This window comes from Vibrio profundum (assembly GCF_050337555.1).
Classification (GTDB): Bacteria; Pseudomonadota; Gammaproteobacteria; order Enterobacterales; family Vibrionaceae; genus Vibrio; species Vibrio profundum.
The window spans coordinates 178,700-194,345 of sequence record NZ_JAKJTA010000004.1; the positions used below are offsets into that span (position 1 = coordinate 178,700).

The following is a 15,646-nucleotide window of genomic DNA, read 5'->3' on the forward strand; positions in this document are numbered from 1 at the left end:
TTAGGAAATTATGATTGTGACTGGTTCGTCGATGCGAATTTTACTTGTTGATGATGTCCAATTAGATCGGATGCAATTAGCTATTCGCCTCAAGCAACTTGGCCATATTGTAGAAACTGCGGCCAGTGGGCTAGAAGTTTTTGATATTTATCCAGAGTTTGAACCCGAGTTAGTGTTGCTAGATGTCACTATGCCAGACATGGATGGTTTTGAAGTATCGCAAGAAATTCGTCGCCGATTCCCAGACTGGATTCCAATTATCTTCTTAAGTGGTCATGAAGAACCTTCCATGATAGCTCAAGCAATTGAAGCGGGTGGGGATGACTACTTAACCAAGCCAGTTGACAAATTGGTACTGAACTCCAAATTGATTGCCATGCAGCGAATTGCCTTTATGCGCCGTGAGCTAAAGCGAACCAGTGCGAAGTTATCTGAACTTAACGTCGCGTTACAAGAGCAAGTGAATGAAGATGGTTTAACCAAAGTTTATAACCGTCGTTTTATCGACAACACTCTGCGTGATCATATCAATTGGCACGGACGACATAAATTACCGTTGACTTTGATTTTACTCGACGTTGATAACTTCAAACGTTTCAATGACAATTATGGGCATATCGAAGGCGATAAGTGTTTGATTGAGTTAGCATCAATGTGCAAGGATCTGTTTGCTCGTAGTGGAGAGTATGTGGGCCGGTATGGAGGTGAAGAGTTCGCGATCTTGCTCGGTCATACCGCGAAAGAGAAGGCTTTAGAGCAGGCGGAACGAGTCAAAACGGGTTTACGTGATTTATATTATCCTCATGAATTCAATAACGATGTAGGTTATGTGACGGTGTCACAAGGTGTGCTGAGCTTCACCCCAACAGGGAATGAGACGGTTGAAGAGCTGTTCCGCGAAGTTGATAAGGCGTTGTATCAAGCGAAAAGTGACGGAAGAAATAGTTTCGTACTGACTACCTTTACTCCCCAAGTTGAGCAGCAGCCTCAATAGCGACGGCAATGTTATCAATCTAATAACCACTGATTATCATAGGTATTCGGTGGTTTTCTATACCCACTTTTGTCATTCGGGCTTTTGTTATATTTACTCTTTACACAGACCGTAAATCACCCCTGCAAATCCCTTGAACTAACCCATAGGCTATTAATTAATCTGTAAGCTGTTAACTAAGACGTAGCTTATTTAGCCGCTCACGACTCGATTTCGGCCTTGCGCCTTCGCATCATATAGAGCTTTGTCTGCTGCTGCTAAGACTTCGTTTGGTGAATTCAGTTGATCGTTGTCTGATAGCCCGATACTGATGGTGACCTTCAACGCTTCTTTGGTTAATGGTTCCTTGTCGGTTAATGACCCTCTAGTGTTTTGCGTTGAGCGAGATTCTTTTGTAACGGCAGGGGAATCGTCCTTGGCTGAGGGGATGGTTTGCATTTCATATTGCTCGATTGCTGCTCGCAGAAACTCAAGGTAATCGTGGGCATGTTTGGCACGCTGTCCTCGAAATATTATCGCAAACTCTTCTCCACCGTAACGGTACACTCTAGCTCCCCCACTTAACGTGACGAGTTTTTTTGCAATTAGTTTTAGTACGTCGTCCCCAACGATATGGCCATACCTGTCGTTTACGAGCTTAAAATGGTCAATATCTAGCATTGCGATCGAATAGCGTCGCCCAAGCTTAAGTAAATCACTCTCCATTGCGTTTCTTGCGGGGATACCTGTGAGAGGATCGTCGAAGGCAAGCCTCTGACTGGATGATACTAGGTAGAACAGTTGAATAACGGCGAACGCTGAAAAAAACACGCTTGATATGTGAGAATACTGAAACCATACCAAGGTACCTGATAACAAGGCCATTGCAGTATATGAAGCAAAATCAATTGCGCGTTGATAAAAGAGCGCGAGTCCGATCGCGATAGTGGAAAGGGCCGCTAGATAGCAGACAAGCGCGATGGGGAGTCGAGAAATATTCGGGTAATTTTCCAGTAGGGAGGTTGTACTGTCGATAGTCGGGAGCGCAGAGATATGTTCAATGAGTAAATAAAGCCAAAAGGCGATGAAAGCGAGGGTGAGGATGTAAACACCAAAGGACTTATTGACAAGGTCTGCTTCTTTAAAGCAATAGGTTAGAAATATGCAGCAGGGTACTAATAGGGCCAATAGAGATAACTCGGCAAATGTCGTTCCCTGTGCGAGAGGTGATTGTAGACGCTCTTGAATCCACCAGTAAGCAAGCAACATGCTAATCGCAATCATTGCTACCTGACTCTTTTTCAGAGTATGAGCGAGTGCAATAATGCAAATCAGTAAGGCGTAGGGTAATTTTTCTATAAATGGATAGCTTGGAGCGAGCAACGGAGTCAGAGAGCTAAAGCCGAGCAGAAAAGCCACCAATATAAGTGGGGGAAACAGTAGATAGAACCAATGTGTAAGGGGAATACGATTTAGCATGAATGAAAAGAATTCCAACGTATCATAGATAACCTGCTCTCATTTTTAAGCATAACCATATTTGGTGATATGCCAAGCCAATCGAATCAAACTCTATTGAATATTTGTATTGTGTTGGTAAGGTCTAAATTTTCCGATGAGCTTTTCGATTCTAGCTTCTAAAATAAGTGCTTTAGTGCATGCTTAAGCTCACATTTTGACCATAGCCAATCTCTCGAATCTATTTAGGTATATAATAGAAAAAGGGACGGTATATCCTATAAGGAGCACGTAGATGCAAATAAGTGTAGATGTACATAACTATATGGAAACATTGGTTGGGCATGAGTTAGCGAAAAATGAATATTCAGGTTCACTTGATCACGAGCAACTTGCTGATCTTGCTTGTCTTGCTTTGTGTCAACTGAGACCAGTTTACATCAGGCATGATATTGATTTCCTGTCAGCATTGCCGGAAACTAAGCTGGTGATATTGAAAGCAGCAGTCGGAGATGCGGTTGCAGCGTGTTTGTCGATGGTTTTAGACGATCAGCGGCGCAATCGAGAGCAAGATTTACCTATTATATTTAGTCACCCTCGTTTTGATGATGATTCTGCATTAGAATGGTTCGAACAGCCATTGTTAAACCCTAAGAATTAATCAAGGAGCAGTCCGTGGGGCTATTCTCTCGTTTGTTTGGAACGAATCATTCCGAGCGCAACAAATCCGAAAAAACGGTCGAGCCATCCGATTACAAAGGCTATTTGATTTACCCAGAGCCTTTGGCCGATAGTGGCCAATACCGGATAGCGGGTCGAATTACCAAAGAAATCGATGGGCAAGTGAGGATTCATCAATTTATTCGTTCCGATGTGTTATCCATTGAAACTGATGCGAATGAGTTGATGCTTAAGAAAGCGCAAATGTTTATCGACCAAATGGGTGAAGACATGTTCGCCTAGTGATGTTTTAGCCATATTCCCCTGTTAGGATGCCAGCGATAACGCACAATGAGTAAACGAAGACACACACCTTGCCGAGTCAGGTGTGTGTCTTCGTTTACTCTCTAGATAGCTTCTCTGTCCGTCTCTACCACACACCTTCTTCTCTACTTCGACTGAACCGGTAATAGCGCCTTAGCGATTGCATAATCGCTATTTAAAGTGAACCTTTTCAATTAGCTTTTTGTGCCTCATCACACCTCCGACCAGTTAGCGTTGTCGTGGTGTATTTTTGATGTTATCAAAAATACTTAAAAGTTATGTCTTACGTTATATGTGTTTTTTTACTACAAAATACTTGAACTTATCAAAAACGTTAGATAAAACAGATACTCACATATAGCGAGGGTTAAGGAAGAGCTATGCAAATTGGTGTACCAAAAGAATTAGTAGCAGGTGAGACAAGGGTTGCTGCAACGCCGAAGTCGGTTGAGCAGCTAAGGAAGCTAGGATTTGATGTAATTGTAGAATCAGGCGCAGGGCTTTTAGCAAGTTTTGACGATTCTGCGTATACCCAAGTTGGTGCTGTGGTCTCCGACACTGAAAGTGTGTGGCGAGCGGATATTATCCTTAAAGTCAATGCGCCATTGCTGGGTGGCGAGGACGTTACGGACGAAGTCAGTCTTATCAAAGAAGGGGCAAGTTTAGTCAGCTTTGTTTGGCCGGCGCAAAACCCAGAGCTGATGGAGAAACTGTCGAGTAGAAAGATTAACGTGTTCGCGATGGATGCTGTACCTCGTATATCCCGAGCGCAGGCATTGGATGCGCTATCGTCGATGGCGAACATTGCCGGTTACCGTGCCGTTGTAGAATCGGCGCATGAATTCGGTCGTTTCTTTACAGGACAAATTACAGCGGCAGGCAAAGTACCACCCGCTAAAGTTTTTGTTGCTGGTGCTGGTGTTGCGGGGCTTGCCGCGATTGGTGCTGCGGGTAGTTTAGGCGCTATCGTTCGTGCTTTTGATGTTAGGCCAGAAGTTAAAGAACAAGTCCAGTCGATGGGCGCTGAATTTTTAGAAGTGGATTTTCTCGACAATGGCGGTCCTGGAGACGGTTATGCGAAAGAAATGTCGGATGATTTCAACAAAAAAGCGCTAGAGCTATACGCTGAGCAAGCTAAAGATGTGGATATCATCATAACGACGGCACTGATCCCAGGAAAGCCAGCTCCAACTCTTATCACTCGGGAGATGGTTGATAACATGAAAGCTGGCAGTGTAATTGTTGACTTGGCTGCCGCGAATGGGGGCAACTGCGAATATACCCAAGCGGACAAAGTGATCGTCACCGACAACGGTGTGAAGGTGATTGGTTATACCGATATGGTTGCTCGTCTACCAACTCAATCGTCACAGCTATACGCAACCAATATCGTTAATTTGTTGAAGCTGTTGGCGAAAGAGAAAGACGGCAACATCGATATTAATTTCGATGACGTTGTATTACGTGGTGTTACGGTTGTCAGAGAGGGGGAAGTGACTTGGCCTGCACCGCCTATCCAAGTATCGGTACAACCTGCAGCAGCGAATGATACTGACATTAACCCTGCGCTTAAAAAAGCAAAGGAACCGATGTCTAAAAAGAAAAAGGTGGCATTGATTGCTGGTGGCGTTGCCGCTTTTGCTTGGATTGCTTCCGTTGCGCCTGCGGCTTTCCTGGCACACTTTACTGTGTTCGTTTTAGCTTGTGTGGTGGGGTATTACGTGGTTTGGAACGTGACACATGCGCTACATACGCCATTGATGTCGGTCACCAATGCGATTTCTGGAATCATTATTGTTGGAGCTTTATTACAAATTGGGCAGGGAAATGGGGTGGTGAGCTTCTTGGCCTTCATCGCGGTGCTCATCGCAAGTATCAACATATTCGGTGGTTTTACCGTAACCAAGCGCATGCTGGAAATGTTTCGCAAAGACTAAGTTAAGGGAATTTACATGTCTACTCAATTAGTACAAGCAGCTTACATTATTGCTGCGTTGTTTTTTATCTTTAGCTTGGCCGGCTTGTCCAAGCAAGAATCAGCACGCCAAGGTAACTTCTATGGCATTACTGGTATGGCGATTGCCTTGATCGCGACTGTATTAAGCCCGACCACGCACGGTATCACATGGATCATTTTGGCGATGCTCATTGGCGCAACTATTGGCATTTACTATGCCAAGAAAGTTGAAATGACCGAGATGCCTGAATTGGTTGCTATCCTGCATAGTTTTGTCGGTGCAGCGGCTGTCCTAGTTGGCTACAACAGTTACCTGCATATGCCAGCGCTAATGACTCATGCAGAGCATGTCATCCATTTGGTTGAGATATTCTTAGGTGTCTTCATTGGTGCGGTAACACTGACGGGTTCCATTGTCGCGTTTGCTAAACTACGTGGTTTGATTTCTTCTTCTGCACTTAACTTGCCACACCGACATAAGATGAACTTGGCTGCGGTCGTTATTTCGTTTCTTTTGCTCGTTCATTTTGTCAATAGCGGTGGTAGCACGTTTGCATTACTTTGCATGACGTTGATTGCGTTGGTCTTTGGCTATCATCTGGTGGCGTCTATTGGTGGCGCAGATATGCCAGTCGTCGTTTCGATGCTGAACTCATACTCTGGTTGGGCAGCGGCAGCAGCAGGATTTATGCTGGCGAACGATTTGCTCATCGTAACGGGTGCATTGGTTGGTTCTTCCGGTGCAATCTTATCCTACATTATGTGTACAGCGATGAATCGCTCGTTCATTAGCGTGATTGCGGGTGGTTTTGGTCAAGAAGTCAGTTCTAGCGATTCAGGTGAGGAAGGTGAGTATCATGAAACAACGATTGATGAAGTGGCAGAAATGCTGAAATCATCAAAATCTGTAGTGATTACTCCGGGTTACGGTATGGCAGTGGCTCAGGCTCAATACCCAGTCCATGAAATCACAGAGAAGTTGCGCAGCAAAGGTGTTGAAGTTCGTTTTGGTATCCACCCTGTTGCTGGGCGTCTGCCGGGCCATATGAACGTGCTACTTGCTGAGGCGAAGGTACCCTATGACGTGGTTCTGGAAATGGACGAGATCAACGATGATTTCTCTGAAACTGATACTGTGTTAGTCATTGGTGCTAACGATACGGTGAATCCAGCCGCGTTGGAAGATCCAGGCAGCCCAATAGCGGGGATGCCGGTTTTGGAAGTGTGGCGTGCGCAAAATGTTGTGGTCTTTAAGCGTTCAATGAACACAGGTTATGCCGGCGTTCAAAACCCGCTGTTCTTTAAACAAAATACACAAATGTTGTTTGGAGATGCGAAAGATAGTGTCGATGCAATAGCTAAAGCATTGTAACAAAAGATTTTTAATAAAGTCTTAAAATGAAAAAGGGGGGAGTGCCCCCCTTTTTTTACTCTAGATTTCCTATTATTTACCATAACCTTACATTTATTCGCTGAGGTTGTGGGATAATGAGTTATATTGTTACCTTATAGCTCCCTTTACAGATTTCAGCATTGATTAAGACAGCGCACTATCTTCTTATAGTACTTTTTGCGATATTATCCCTACCGGCCAGTGCGGAAACGCTACCGGAACGGATTGATAATTTTGTTGATTTGTTCAATCCGCAAACCGCGACTGTGTCTTATGATATTCGAGCCATTCAATCGGATTATCCGACACAACTGCTCGAACCTAACTCAATGCTTCCGCAAACATCGTCATACCCCATTCGCGACATTCAAAAGCTCTATCAGCTTTCTAAAAACTGCCGCGGAAAGCTTCCTCTTAGCCCATTAATTACCGAGCCTTTAGTTTTTACACGCGCTGTGTGTAATGGAGTCAAGCTCAGTATGCGTTGGTTTGCCCGTAGTGGTCTAGTGCACCCAGGCGGAGGGACATATGCTTATCGTTATTCCTTGCTGCATCCTCGCTTAGAGAAACAGCTGGTGCAGTATATGCACATTAAAGAGAGGCCGTTAGCTCCAACAGATTCTTTGCTCGGGCATTTACAGCGAATGACGCCGAGTGCGATAAACGCTCTGATTTCCGGTGCGAGCATGTTTCTGGAAAAAAACGCGCTGTGGTTACGGCAAAGTGACAGTTATTACGTTTATCCTGAGAGTGTTTGGCTGCAAAATGTCGATAAATCAGGCTTAAGCTATACTTTGTCCAATAATGCGAATTCGTGCTTTGTTCGCCGAGGCAACATATGTTGGAGTGTTAAAGATCACTCCGATTTATTGCGTGTCAGCATGGTGGTGCTGGCCGTAGTCAACATTTTGCTCGTACTCGGTTGGGCTCTGTATCGTTGGAATATGAAACGGCAGGATATGCAAAGTCGCATGTTGATTTTGCAAATTCTCACTCATGAACTGCGCACACCTATTGCCAGTTTGTCCCTTACAGTAGAAGGGTTTCGACGAGAATTTGAGAACCTACCTGAAAGTGTTTACGATGAATTTCGCCGTTTATGCGAAGATTCACGTCGATTAAGGCAATTAGCGGAGGCTAGCAAGGATTATTTACAGTCAGATAACAAACCCCTAGCTACAGAATGGGTACCATCTGTGGCGGAGTGGTTAGAGTTTAAAGTCGAAGAACTAGAACAGGATGTCCAATTTATAATCGACAAAGATGTTGCTGCTAAATTAAATGTATACTGGCTCGGAACCTGTATTGATAATTTGATTAGTAATGCATTGAAGTATGGGATTTCTCCTGTACGTTTAGTAGTGACAGCGAGCAACAACATGATAGTGATTAAGGTGACCGATCAAGGTCAACTTACCCAAAAAGACTGGCATCAATTGCGTAAGCCTTTTGTGAGCAAAGCTGGCTTAGGTCTAGGGCTAACTATCGTAGAATCTATGGTAAGCCGAATGGGAGGCAGAATGACTCTTATTGGGCCGCCGACAACCTTTATATTGGAGATACCTTGTGAAACAGACACTGCTTCTCGTTGAAGATGATAAAAATTTGGCCGACGGCTTATTAGTCAGCTTGGAACAGGCGGGGTATGAATGTTACCACTCAGAAACGATTGCCGATGTTCAGCAATATTGGGATAAAGCCGATCTAGTGATTCTAGACCGCCAATTACCGGATGGTGATTCAGTTCAGCATCTTGCAGATTGGAAAAAAATGAAAGATGTACCTGTTATCTTACTTACGGCTTTGGTGACCGTTAAAGATAAAGTGGCTGGTCTTGATGCAGGCGCGAATGATTATCTTACCAAGCCATTTGCGGAAGCTGAGTTATTCGCACGGGTACGAGCGCAACTTCGCTTACCAGAAAGCGATATTGCCGATGATGCTAAAGTCACAACAGACAATTTAGTGATCGATAAAACAACCCGTGAGGTCTTTTTCCACGGAGATTCAGTCACCCTGACACGCACTGAGTTCGATTTGTTGCTATTTTTAGCAAGCAACTTAGGCCGCGTATTTACTCGAGATGAATTGCTTGATCACGTATGGGGCTACAATCACTTCCCAACGACTCGTACCGTTGACACTCACGTACTGCAACTAAGACAGAAACTGCCTGGTTTGGAAATTGAGACGTTGCGTGGTGTTGGTTACAAGATGAAAGCTTAATGCGTAACTTGGTTGTTTTCTTCCTAACCGCTCTTTTAACGGCCCCAGTTTGGGCCAATAGTGGCGAGTGGTTTGAAGAAAATACTCCTTTAACACAAGCTCATCAGCATTTGCTGGATGATGATCTTCCAGCAATGTTTAATTCCATGGTTGAACTTTGGCAATTAGACGAGAGTAAGGCGCTTGCTCCTCATCTAAACTCTTTGTTTGAACAATCATTGGAGCTTGATTGTGGTAAGGGGCTGGTCACACGCCCATTCCCACAGTGGATAAAGTCGGTCGTCGTTGAGCGAGTGGATGTACAAAGCCCGGGGCGTGATTCGTATAGAGCGACCGTCGTGGTTACGTCTACTAAGCCACTAGACAGAGTGTCAATGAAACGTTGGGTAAGTAAAACGATGTCCGTTGATGACTCTTCCTCTAAAGTTAAAGTGGGCGACGGAAAAGTAGAAAACTATATTTATACCCAGCGCTACAACTTAAACAACTGGCCACCTCAAGGATTATATCGCGTTGATCTTACAGCAGCGGATCAAAGCTCGTGGAGTTCTTGGTTAGTGTTAGGCCGCCCCGCAGCGAGCCAATCTGTTCGTTGGCTATCGAAAAACCACTGGGTGATCGAGAAAAACTCATTGCCGAATCGTTTTTGCCCGCTGCCCAAGCTGGATGTGTCTCTGCTGAGCTACAAAAACGGTAAGTATAAGCGCATTTTGAATGACAGCTATGACTCTGATTATCCAACCTCTTTGGAAGATCAGAAATTGCCGACTGGGCGCTATGTATTGTCGGTTTCAATGACGCATCAACGTTGGCAAGGACCAATAATTGTTGAACAAACGCAAACAATTAGTAAAACGTATGATGTTTCGGTGGAGGAATAACTCAAGTTAATCTTAAATTTAACGATATAAACCTTAAAGGAAGCAAGTTTATATCGTTATGGAAAAATTAATTAGATTCAGCTTAATACCCGCCGCGTTTCTCGCTTGCTCTGTGCAAGCGGCGAACTATGCTATTGAAGCTCGGGGGGATTCCATGGGGGGGACGGGGGTCGTCTCTGCCAATTTTCTTACCGCACCATTCTATAATCCCGCCATTACTGCAATTTATCGCCGTAACGACGATGCTGGCATGATCATTCCTAGCTTTGGCTTAGTCTACAACGACGAAGATAACATGGTTGACGATCTTGATACCATATCGGACTTAATTGCTGAGGCGAGTGGTGGGGATTATTCAAACGTTGCCACTCTTCAAACAACCTTGAATGATTTAACAGGAGATACCGCCAAACTGGAATTGGGTGGTGTCGTCGCGTTCGCAATCCCTAACCAATTTCTGGCATTGAATGTGTTTGGCAAAGTGTATGCCGAAACGTTTGCGGAACCTGATATATATTCAGGTGCTAATACGGGTAATTCTAACACGGATATTGCGGTTAACGCTGAGTTAAGTACAGTCAATGCAGTATCAGTAGCTGTTACGGAAGTGGGAGTGTCATTGGCCAAATACCAAACTTTTATGGGGCAGCACTTATCTTTTGGTGTGTCACCCAAAATTCAGCGTATTTATACTTATGTGTATTCCGCGAACATCAGTAGCTACGATATCAAAGATTTCGCTGAAAACAGCAATGGCGATTCTATGTTTAACATGGATGCGGGGGTGTTGTGGTTTAGGGGGCCGTTTCGTTTAGGTTTTTCCGCAATGAATTTAGTTAAGCGGGATATCGAGACCATATCCTACAGCCAAACGCTGACCAGTAGCATTGACCCCTCAGAAAGTCGCACAATAAACATTGGTTATTCCTATGAGATGCGACCGCTTTACACTATTGGTGCTGGGCTAGTAGGAGATTTTGTTTCAGTCAGCGTTGATTATGACCTCAACGAAGAAGAGCGTTTCACCGATTTTGCTGATAATACCCAGATGCTTCGCGTTGGTGGAGAAATTGACCTTTTACGACAACTCAAGCTCCGTGCGGGTTACAAAAAGAACCTCGCCTATAGCGGCTCTGAGGATACTTATACGGCAGGTTTTGGTATCGACTTCCTCAATATTATAGAGATAGACATAGGTGCTAGTTACACCAACGAGAATGCGATGGGCGGTTACGTAAATTTCTTAGGAACGTACTGATTACCAACATACTGATGGTTTCGGCGCAAGTAGGGATACCCTCCATCGATTTGTGATTGAATTTATTTGTGGTTAACTTTATTTGTGGTTAACTTTATTTGTGGTTAACTTTATTTGTGGTTAACTTTAATGGTGAGCAACTTTAGTTTTGAGCAACATTAGTTTTGAGCAACATTAGTTGCTGATTGAGTCAAACTATTCTTGTTCTTTTTCGGCGGTATTCTGTATAGTGCGAACAGATTTTATGTGCAGACCGGACTGAGATTGTCAGGCCGGATTGTTGTTTGTAGACCGAAGTGCTATTTGTAGACTAAATTGGTAGACAAAAGTGCTACTTGGAGACCTCGATGTTTGACGATTTAAGCCTATCACACCAAGAACAGCAGGCTGCTGTTGAGAGAATTCAGCAACTCATGTCTGAGGGAATCAGCACTGCTGAAGCGATTAAAATAGTGGCTCAGAAAATACGTGAAGACAAAGCGCAGCAATAAAGCACCTGTGCTCGGATACCGTATCTAAACAGATATGGGCTTTAAAAGTTCAGAGGTCTAAAATCTCAAGGGCTTAGTCACCCTCAGAGACTTAGCTATCGTTAGAAGCTTAGGTATCATTAGAAACTTAGCTTACCATTAGAAATCAAGTAACATTCAGCAACCAGTCAACTCATCTTCATCCGTTTGAAGAGTCATAAGTTACAGCATCATAAGTTAAGAACCCCAAGTTAGCTGCTGTCTAGTGCTGGTTGTCTGACAGCTCGCGTACTGTGGCCGATACATCTTCGGCCCCTTTGGATATTTCATTCATTACAGCCGATACTTCCGTTACCTTGTTTCGACCATTTTCTGCGATGCTTGAAACTTCTTCCATCATTTGGGTCATTTCTTGGGTGGAATTTCTGGTCTCATTCACTACATCGGCAATTTCTGATGTTGCTTCCGTTGTTCTTGAAGCAAGTTGGCGCACTTCATCGGCAACCACCGCGAATCCCCGTCCTTGTTCACCGGCACGTGCGGCTTCGATAGCGGCGTTGAGCGCAAGTAGGTTGGTTTGATCAGCAATACTTTTGATTGTTGCTACGATTTCTTCGATGCTTTGCGAACGGTCGTTGAGCAGCAACATCGCTTCACTGGTTGTCGACAGTTTCTCGGAAATCATGGCGACGATGTCCACACTTTCACTTAGACCTTTTGAGCCTTCCTGAGCAATTTGCGCCGTTTCGACTGAAGTACTGTATGCCACCTCAGAGGCGCGAGACATGGCTTCGTTTTTCTCAACTTGTGCCGTGATATCCGAAGCAAACTTAATTACCTTATACACTTTGCCTGATTGGTCACGAATGGGGTTATAGGTGGCCTCAATCCACACTCTATCACCGTGAGCGGATCGGCGTAAGAATTGGCCAGACTTATATTCACCGCTGGCTAATTGTTTCCAAAAGTTAGGTTGTTCTTTATAAAAGTCATCGAAGCAAAACATCTTATGATGGGCACCTTGCATGTCACTTTCTTTATAGCCCAGCGCACCTAAAAAATTACTGTTGGCTTTTAGAACGTTGCCATTTGGTTCAAACTCAATGACGGCCATAGATTGATTTAATGCATCTAAAACCGCTTGTTTATTGCTGTCCTTGTCTTTCATTGCCGTGACATCAGAGGCAATTTTCGCGACGCTCAACACTTTGCCGGACTTATCCTTAATAGGAAAATACGTGGCTTCTAGAGTCAGCGTTTGGCCAGACTTGGTAACACGTTTGAAAGTGCCTTGTTTGGTATCACCGCGTCCTAGGTCGCGCCAAAACTGGGTATATTCAGCACTGGAGGCATAGTTCATATCGCAGAAAATCCGGTGATGTTTACCGTGCATTTCCTGCTTTGAGTAGCCCACGACATCTAAAAATATCTGACTGGCGTCCTTGAATTCTCCATCGGGGGTAAATTCGATCCACGCAACATGTTTTTTTATCGCTTGGTAAACTGAGTCAGTGTAACTGTCTTTCTCAGCGTCTTCTTTCTTAGAGTTAAAAAACATCATATGCCCATGTCAATCCATGAAAGTGAACAGAATATCTACATTATAAGACGAGGATCTCATTCACGCTGGCTAAAGGTAGAAGAATTTATGGACTGATGTCCAAAGTGAATGTTACGTGGTAATGAGGCGGGTAAGGGTGGGTAAGGAAAAAGTAAGATAACTCAAAGGGTTATCTTACTTTCCCCTTTGTTAGAAGGGGGGCGAAAGGGAAGGTTATTTCACTGATTTCAACGATGTAAGTTTTCTTGCGATTGGGTCGATGACTTGATTGAGCCAAGTTTTGGATAATTGGTCGGTCAGAGCTGGGTAGCCGTCTTGCTGCAACTGGGCATGGCGTTTGAATGTGCCAGAGTCTATAAGGTGGTCGTCGGTATTTGCGACTAAAAACCAGCGTCCAGAAATGACAACGTCACCTTTTAGGTTCGCGTACATATCAGCCACATCGATTTCTAGTGATGCTTGAGCGGAAAACGGTTGATAAGACGGTAGCCAACTAATCGTGGGCAGCCGCTCTGTAAGCCGGTTAATCGTTAAGTTCTCTAATTGCGACGTAAGCGGGGCGGCCCAAAGATGATTGGCTGCCGGATAGACCTGTCCAGAGTCCGAGACCATGACGATGTTGAGACGGCTTAAGTAGTCGGCCACCTTAATTGCTTTTAGTTGAATAGAATAGCCAGCCCTCTCGGGCTGCACTTGATAAGCTGAAACCGTTAATTGATTAGGCAGCAAATATTCATGCGTCGTTGGTGCTGTGTTGCTAGAGCAGGCACTCAGCAGCAGGCCAATGGCAACGATTGTTGAAAAGGTGGCTATTTTTCCCATTTCGTCTAATTTCCTCATGTGATTTATTTGCGCTGCGGCGCTTTGGGCTCTATATCGTCACGTTTTGGCTTACCAAAGATCAGAGCGTTTGGTTTTTGTCTGATCTCTTGTATCAGTGGTTGTAATTCATCGAGCGTCCGTTGCAGTGAAGTTAGGCTTTGTTGAAGCTTCTTGCCCACCACACCTTCCGATTTATAATCGCTAAGAGTGCCATGCAAAGAATCTAGGGTGCCAGATAGCTTGGCCGGTAGCTGCTTCGTTTGCTGCTGGTTAAGTAAATCACTTGTGCTTTTAGCGACTTTGTCGAGCTCCGCTAGCGTACTGTTGAGCGAGTTAACCGTTTTATCTAGTGGCAGAGCAGCCAGTTTATTCAATATGACTTCTACCTTTTCCTGCATCGTTGCAAGGCTGGCTGTGGTGGTTGGGAACAGCAAGTATTTACCGTAATGGGTGATTTTTTGCGGAGCCGCGTCCTTAACGAATTTAACGGATACGATTTTCCCACCCGTTAACAAGTTACTCGTGTTTAATGTGGCTCTCATGCCGCGTTTGAACGAATCTGCGAAAATACTTCTCCATTCATCGAGATCTTTAACTGAATCTTTCAAGCTGGTTTCTAAGCGCTGTGGTTCAATGCGCACTAAAATCGGCACTGGCGGGTTATCGACCGATCTTAATTTGTCGATGGTGGCTCCTGCGAAAGGAACCTGCGTGACGGTGCCAATGCGCACGCCGTTGTACTCTACAGGGCTGCCAGATTCTAACCCGGACACACTTCCGTAAAACAGCATCACATAGTTAATGAACTTGTTGTATCGATTATCTTCGGCTTCTTGTTTAGAAGAGAAAAGCTTGAATTCAGTCAGGTCTTTTACTGGCATAGCGGTTTTAATGTCGCCAATTTCACCAAAACTGATACCGCCTGTGATCAAGGTTTGCAGTGAGCCCATTTTCACTTCGATCCCTTTGGCTGTGCCTTGCACAGAAAGCCCAGAAGTCATCCAAAATTTGACATGGCTATTGATAAGCTTGTTGTAGGGTGCGTGAATAAATAGCTGATAGGTAATAGCGTCTCGCTTAAGATCGAACCCAGCATCCTCGACGTAGCCGACTTCGTAGCCACGGAAATTGATTGGCGTACCCACTTCAAGTTTGGTGGTTTGTGTCGAATACAAGCGAACGCGTATACCCTTATCATTGATGGTTGATAGAGGGGGCTTGCTGAGCATGGTGTACTCTCTCGCTCTTTTGCCTTGGTTACCTGGTTCCATATTGATATAGGAGCCCGACAACAATGTCCCCAAACCGCTGATCCCTTCTTTGCCTATTCTGGGTTTTACGACCCAAAATTTAGTGTTGGATTTTAACAGCTTCTCGGTGCCTTTGTTCATTTGTAAGGTGATAAGGGCATGCGTAAAATCGTCGCTCAGCTTGATGTTGGTGACTTCACCAATGTCTACATTCCTTGCTTTGACTTTGGTTTTTCCAGCTTCTAAACCGTCGGCATCTTTGGCCACAATGGTGATCTCAGGACCGCGCTGTGACCAGCTGTCATAGACCATCCAACCCGCGACTAAGGCCGCGATAAGAGGGACAAGCCAAATCGTGTTGAAGCGAGCGCGGCGGGTAGACTCTAAATTTGAAGGCTGTTCAGTCAATGTAT

The 15,646-nt window shown here is 44.6% G+C and carries 14 protein-coding genes; 10 read left to right on the forward strand and 4 right to left on the reverse strand.

What is annotated here, in order from left to right; all coding sequences use genetic code 11:
• The first annotated feature begins 10 nt into the window (after window positions 1–10).
• Complete coding sequence (locus tag L4C34_RS03415) at window positions 11–994, forward strand: GGDEF domain-containing response regulator (RefSeq protein ID WP_428787947.1); 984 nt, start codon at window positions 11–13, stop codon at window positions 992–994.
• A 192-nt stretch (window positions 995–1,186) separates the two neighbouring features.
• Here L4C34_RS03415 and L4C34_RS03420 read toward each other — a convergent pair whose 3' ends face one another.
• Window positions 1,187–2,452 (reverse strand): GGDEF domain-containing protein, encoded by a 1,266-nt coding sequence (locus L4C34_RS03420; RefSeq protein WP_428787948.1) that lies wholly within the window; start codon window positions 2,450–2,452, stop codon window positions 1,187–1,189.
• 274 nt (window positions 2,453–2,726) lie between these two features.
• On the opposite strand from L4C34_RS03420, the gene L4C34_RS03425 reads away from it, so the two are divergent.
• The 9 genes from L4C34_RS03425 to L4C34_RS03465 all read left to right on the forward strand — a co-directional run bounded on the left by L4C34_RS03425 (window position 2,727) and on the right by L4C34_RS03465 (window position 11,621).
• Complete coding sequence (locus tag L4C34_RS03425; protein WP_428787949.1) at window positions 2,727–3,092, forward strand: late competence development ComFB family protein; 366 nt, start codon at window positions 2,727–2,729, stop codon at window positions 3,090–3,092.
• 14 nt (window positions 3,093–3,106) lie between these two features.
• Window positions 3,107–3,394, forward strand: coding sequence for an HlyU family transcriptional regulator (locus L4C34_RS03430; protein WP_428787950.1), 288 nt, complete (start codon window positions 3,107–3,109; stop codon window positions 3,392–3,394).
• A gap of 401 nt (window positions 3,395–3,795) precedes the next feature.
• Window positions 3,796–5,352 (forward strand): Re/Si-specific NAD(P)(+) transhydrogenase subunit alpha, encoded by a 1,557-nt coding sequence (locus tag L4C34_RS03435; RefSeq protein WP_428787951.1) that lies wholly within the window; start codon window positions 3,796–3,798, stop codon window positions 5,350–5,352.
• Window positions 5,353–5,367: 15 nt separating this feature from the next.
• Complete coding sequence (pntB, locus tag L4C34_RS03440) at window positions 5,368–6,744, forward strand: Re/Si-specific NAD(P)(+) transhydrogenase subunit beta (protein ID WP_428787952.1); 1,377 nt, start codon at window positions 5,368–5,370, stop codon at window positions 6,742–6,744.
• 161 nt (window positions 6,745–6,905) lie between these two features.
• A complete protein-coding gene (gene vxrA, locus L4C34_RS03445; protein ID WP_428787953.1) occupies window positions 6,906–8,357 on the forward strand; it encodes a sensor histidine kinase VxrA in 1,452 nt (483 codons plus the stop codon).
• Window positions 8,332–8,991 (forward strand): response regulator transcription factor VxrB, encoded by a 660-nt coding sequence (gene vxrB, locus L4C34_RS03450; RefSeq protein ID WP_428787954.1) that lies wholly within the window; start codon window positions 8,332–8,334, stop codon window positions 8,989–8,991. The genes vxrA and vxrB overlap by 26 nt, the downstream gene beginning before the upstream one ends.
• A complete protein-coding gene (locus tag L4C34_RS03455; RefSeq protein WP_428787955.1) occupies window positions 8,991–9,872 on the forward strand; it encodes a DUF2861 family protein in 882 nt (293 codons plus the stop codon). Before vxrB ends, L4C34_RS03455 begins: the two co-directional genes overlap by 1 nt.
• Window positions 9,873–9,930: 58 nt before the next feature.
• Window positions 9,931–11,130: a conjugal transfer protein TraF gene (locus tag L4C34_RS03460; protein ID WP_428787956.1), complete on the forward strand. Its 1,200-nt coding sequence runs from the start codon at window positions 9,931–9,933 to the stop codon at window positions 11,128–11,130.
• Window positions 11,131–11,477: 347 nt separating this feature from the next.
• Entirely contained in the window at window positions 11,478–11,621 is a 144-nt protein-coding gene (locus tag L4C34_RS03465; protein WP_428787957.1) for a YoaH family protein, read from the forward strand.
• 241 nt (window positions 11,622–11,862) lie between these two features.
• On the opposite strand, the gene L4C34_RS03470 is transcribed toward L4C34_RS03465, so the two are convergent.
• From L4C34_RS03470 to pqiB, 3 genes are all read right to left on the reverse strand, one after another.
• Window positions 11,863–13,158, reverse strand: a complete 1,296-nt coding sequence (locus L4C34_RS03470) for a methyl-accepting chemotaxis protein (RefSeq protein ID WP_428788131.1) — start codon at window positions 13,156–13,158, stop codon at window positions 11,863–11,865.
• 216 nt (window positions 13,159–13,374) lie between these two features.
• Window positions 13,375–13,983, reverse strand: coding sequence for a PqiC family protein (locus L4C34_RS03475; RefSeq protein ID WP_428787958.1), 609 nt, complete (start codon window positions 13,981–13,983; stop codon window positions 13,375–13,377).
• A gap of 23 nt (window positions 13,984–14,006) precedes the next feature.
• On the reverse strand, window positions 14,007–15,641 hold the full coding sequence (pqiB, locus tag L4C34_RS03480) for an intermembrane transport protein PqiB (RefSeq protein WP_428787959.1): 1,635 nt from the start codon (window positions 15,639–15,641) through the stop codon (window positions 14,007–14,009).
• Window positions 15,642–15,646 lie beyond the last annotated feature (5 nt).

Excerpts from the sequence above, each read along its gene's own strand:
- L4C34_RS03455 (WP_428787955.1), top strand. The coding sequence starts at position 8,991 with ATGCGTAACTTGGTTGTTTTCTTCCTAACCGCTCTTTTAACGGCCCCA.
- L4C34_RS03465 (WP_428787957.1), top strand. The coding sequence starts at position 11,478 with ATGTTTGACGATTTAAGCCTATCACACCAAGAACAGCAGGCTGCTGTT.
- pntB (WP_428787952.1), top strand. The coding sequence starts at position 5,368 with ATGTCTACTCAATTAGTACAAGCAGCTTACATTATTGCTGCGTTGTTT.
- L4C34_RS03425 (WP_428787949.1), top strand. The coding sequence starts at position 2,727 with ATGCAAATAAGTGTAGATGTACATAACTATATGGAAACATTGGTTGGG.
- L4C34_RS03470 (WP_428788131.1), bottom strand. The coding sequence starts at position 13,158 with ATGTTTTTTAACTCTAAGAAAGAAGACGCTGAGAAAGACAGTTACACT.
- L4C34_RS03420 (WP_428787948.1), bottom strand. The coding sequence starts at position 2,452 with ATGCTAAATCGTATTCCCCTTACACATTGGTTCTATCTACTGTTTCCC.
- L4C34_RS03435 (WP_428787951.1), top strand. The coding sequence starts at position 3,796 with ATGCAAATTGGTGTACCAAAAGAATTAGTAGCAGGTGAGACAAGGGTT.
- L4C34_RS03415 (WP_428787947.1), top strand. The coding sequence starts at position 11 with ATGATTGTGACTGGTTCGTCGATGCGAATTTTACTTGTTGATGATGTC.
- L4C34_RS03460 (WP_428787956.1), top strand. The coding sequence starts at position 9,931 with ATGGAAAAATTAATTAGATTCAGCTTAATACCCGCCGCGTTTCTCGCT.
- L4C34_RS03475 (WP_428787958.1), bottom strand. The coding sequence starts at position 13,983 with ATGGGAAAAATAGCCACCTTTTCAACAATCGTTGCCATTGGCCTGCTG.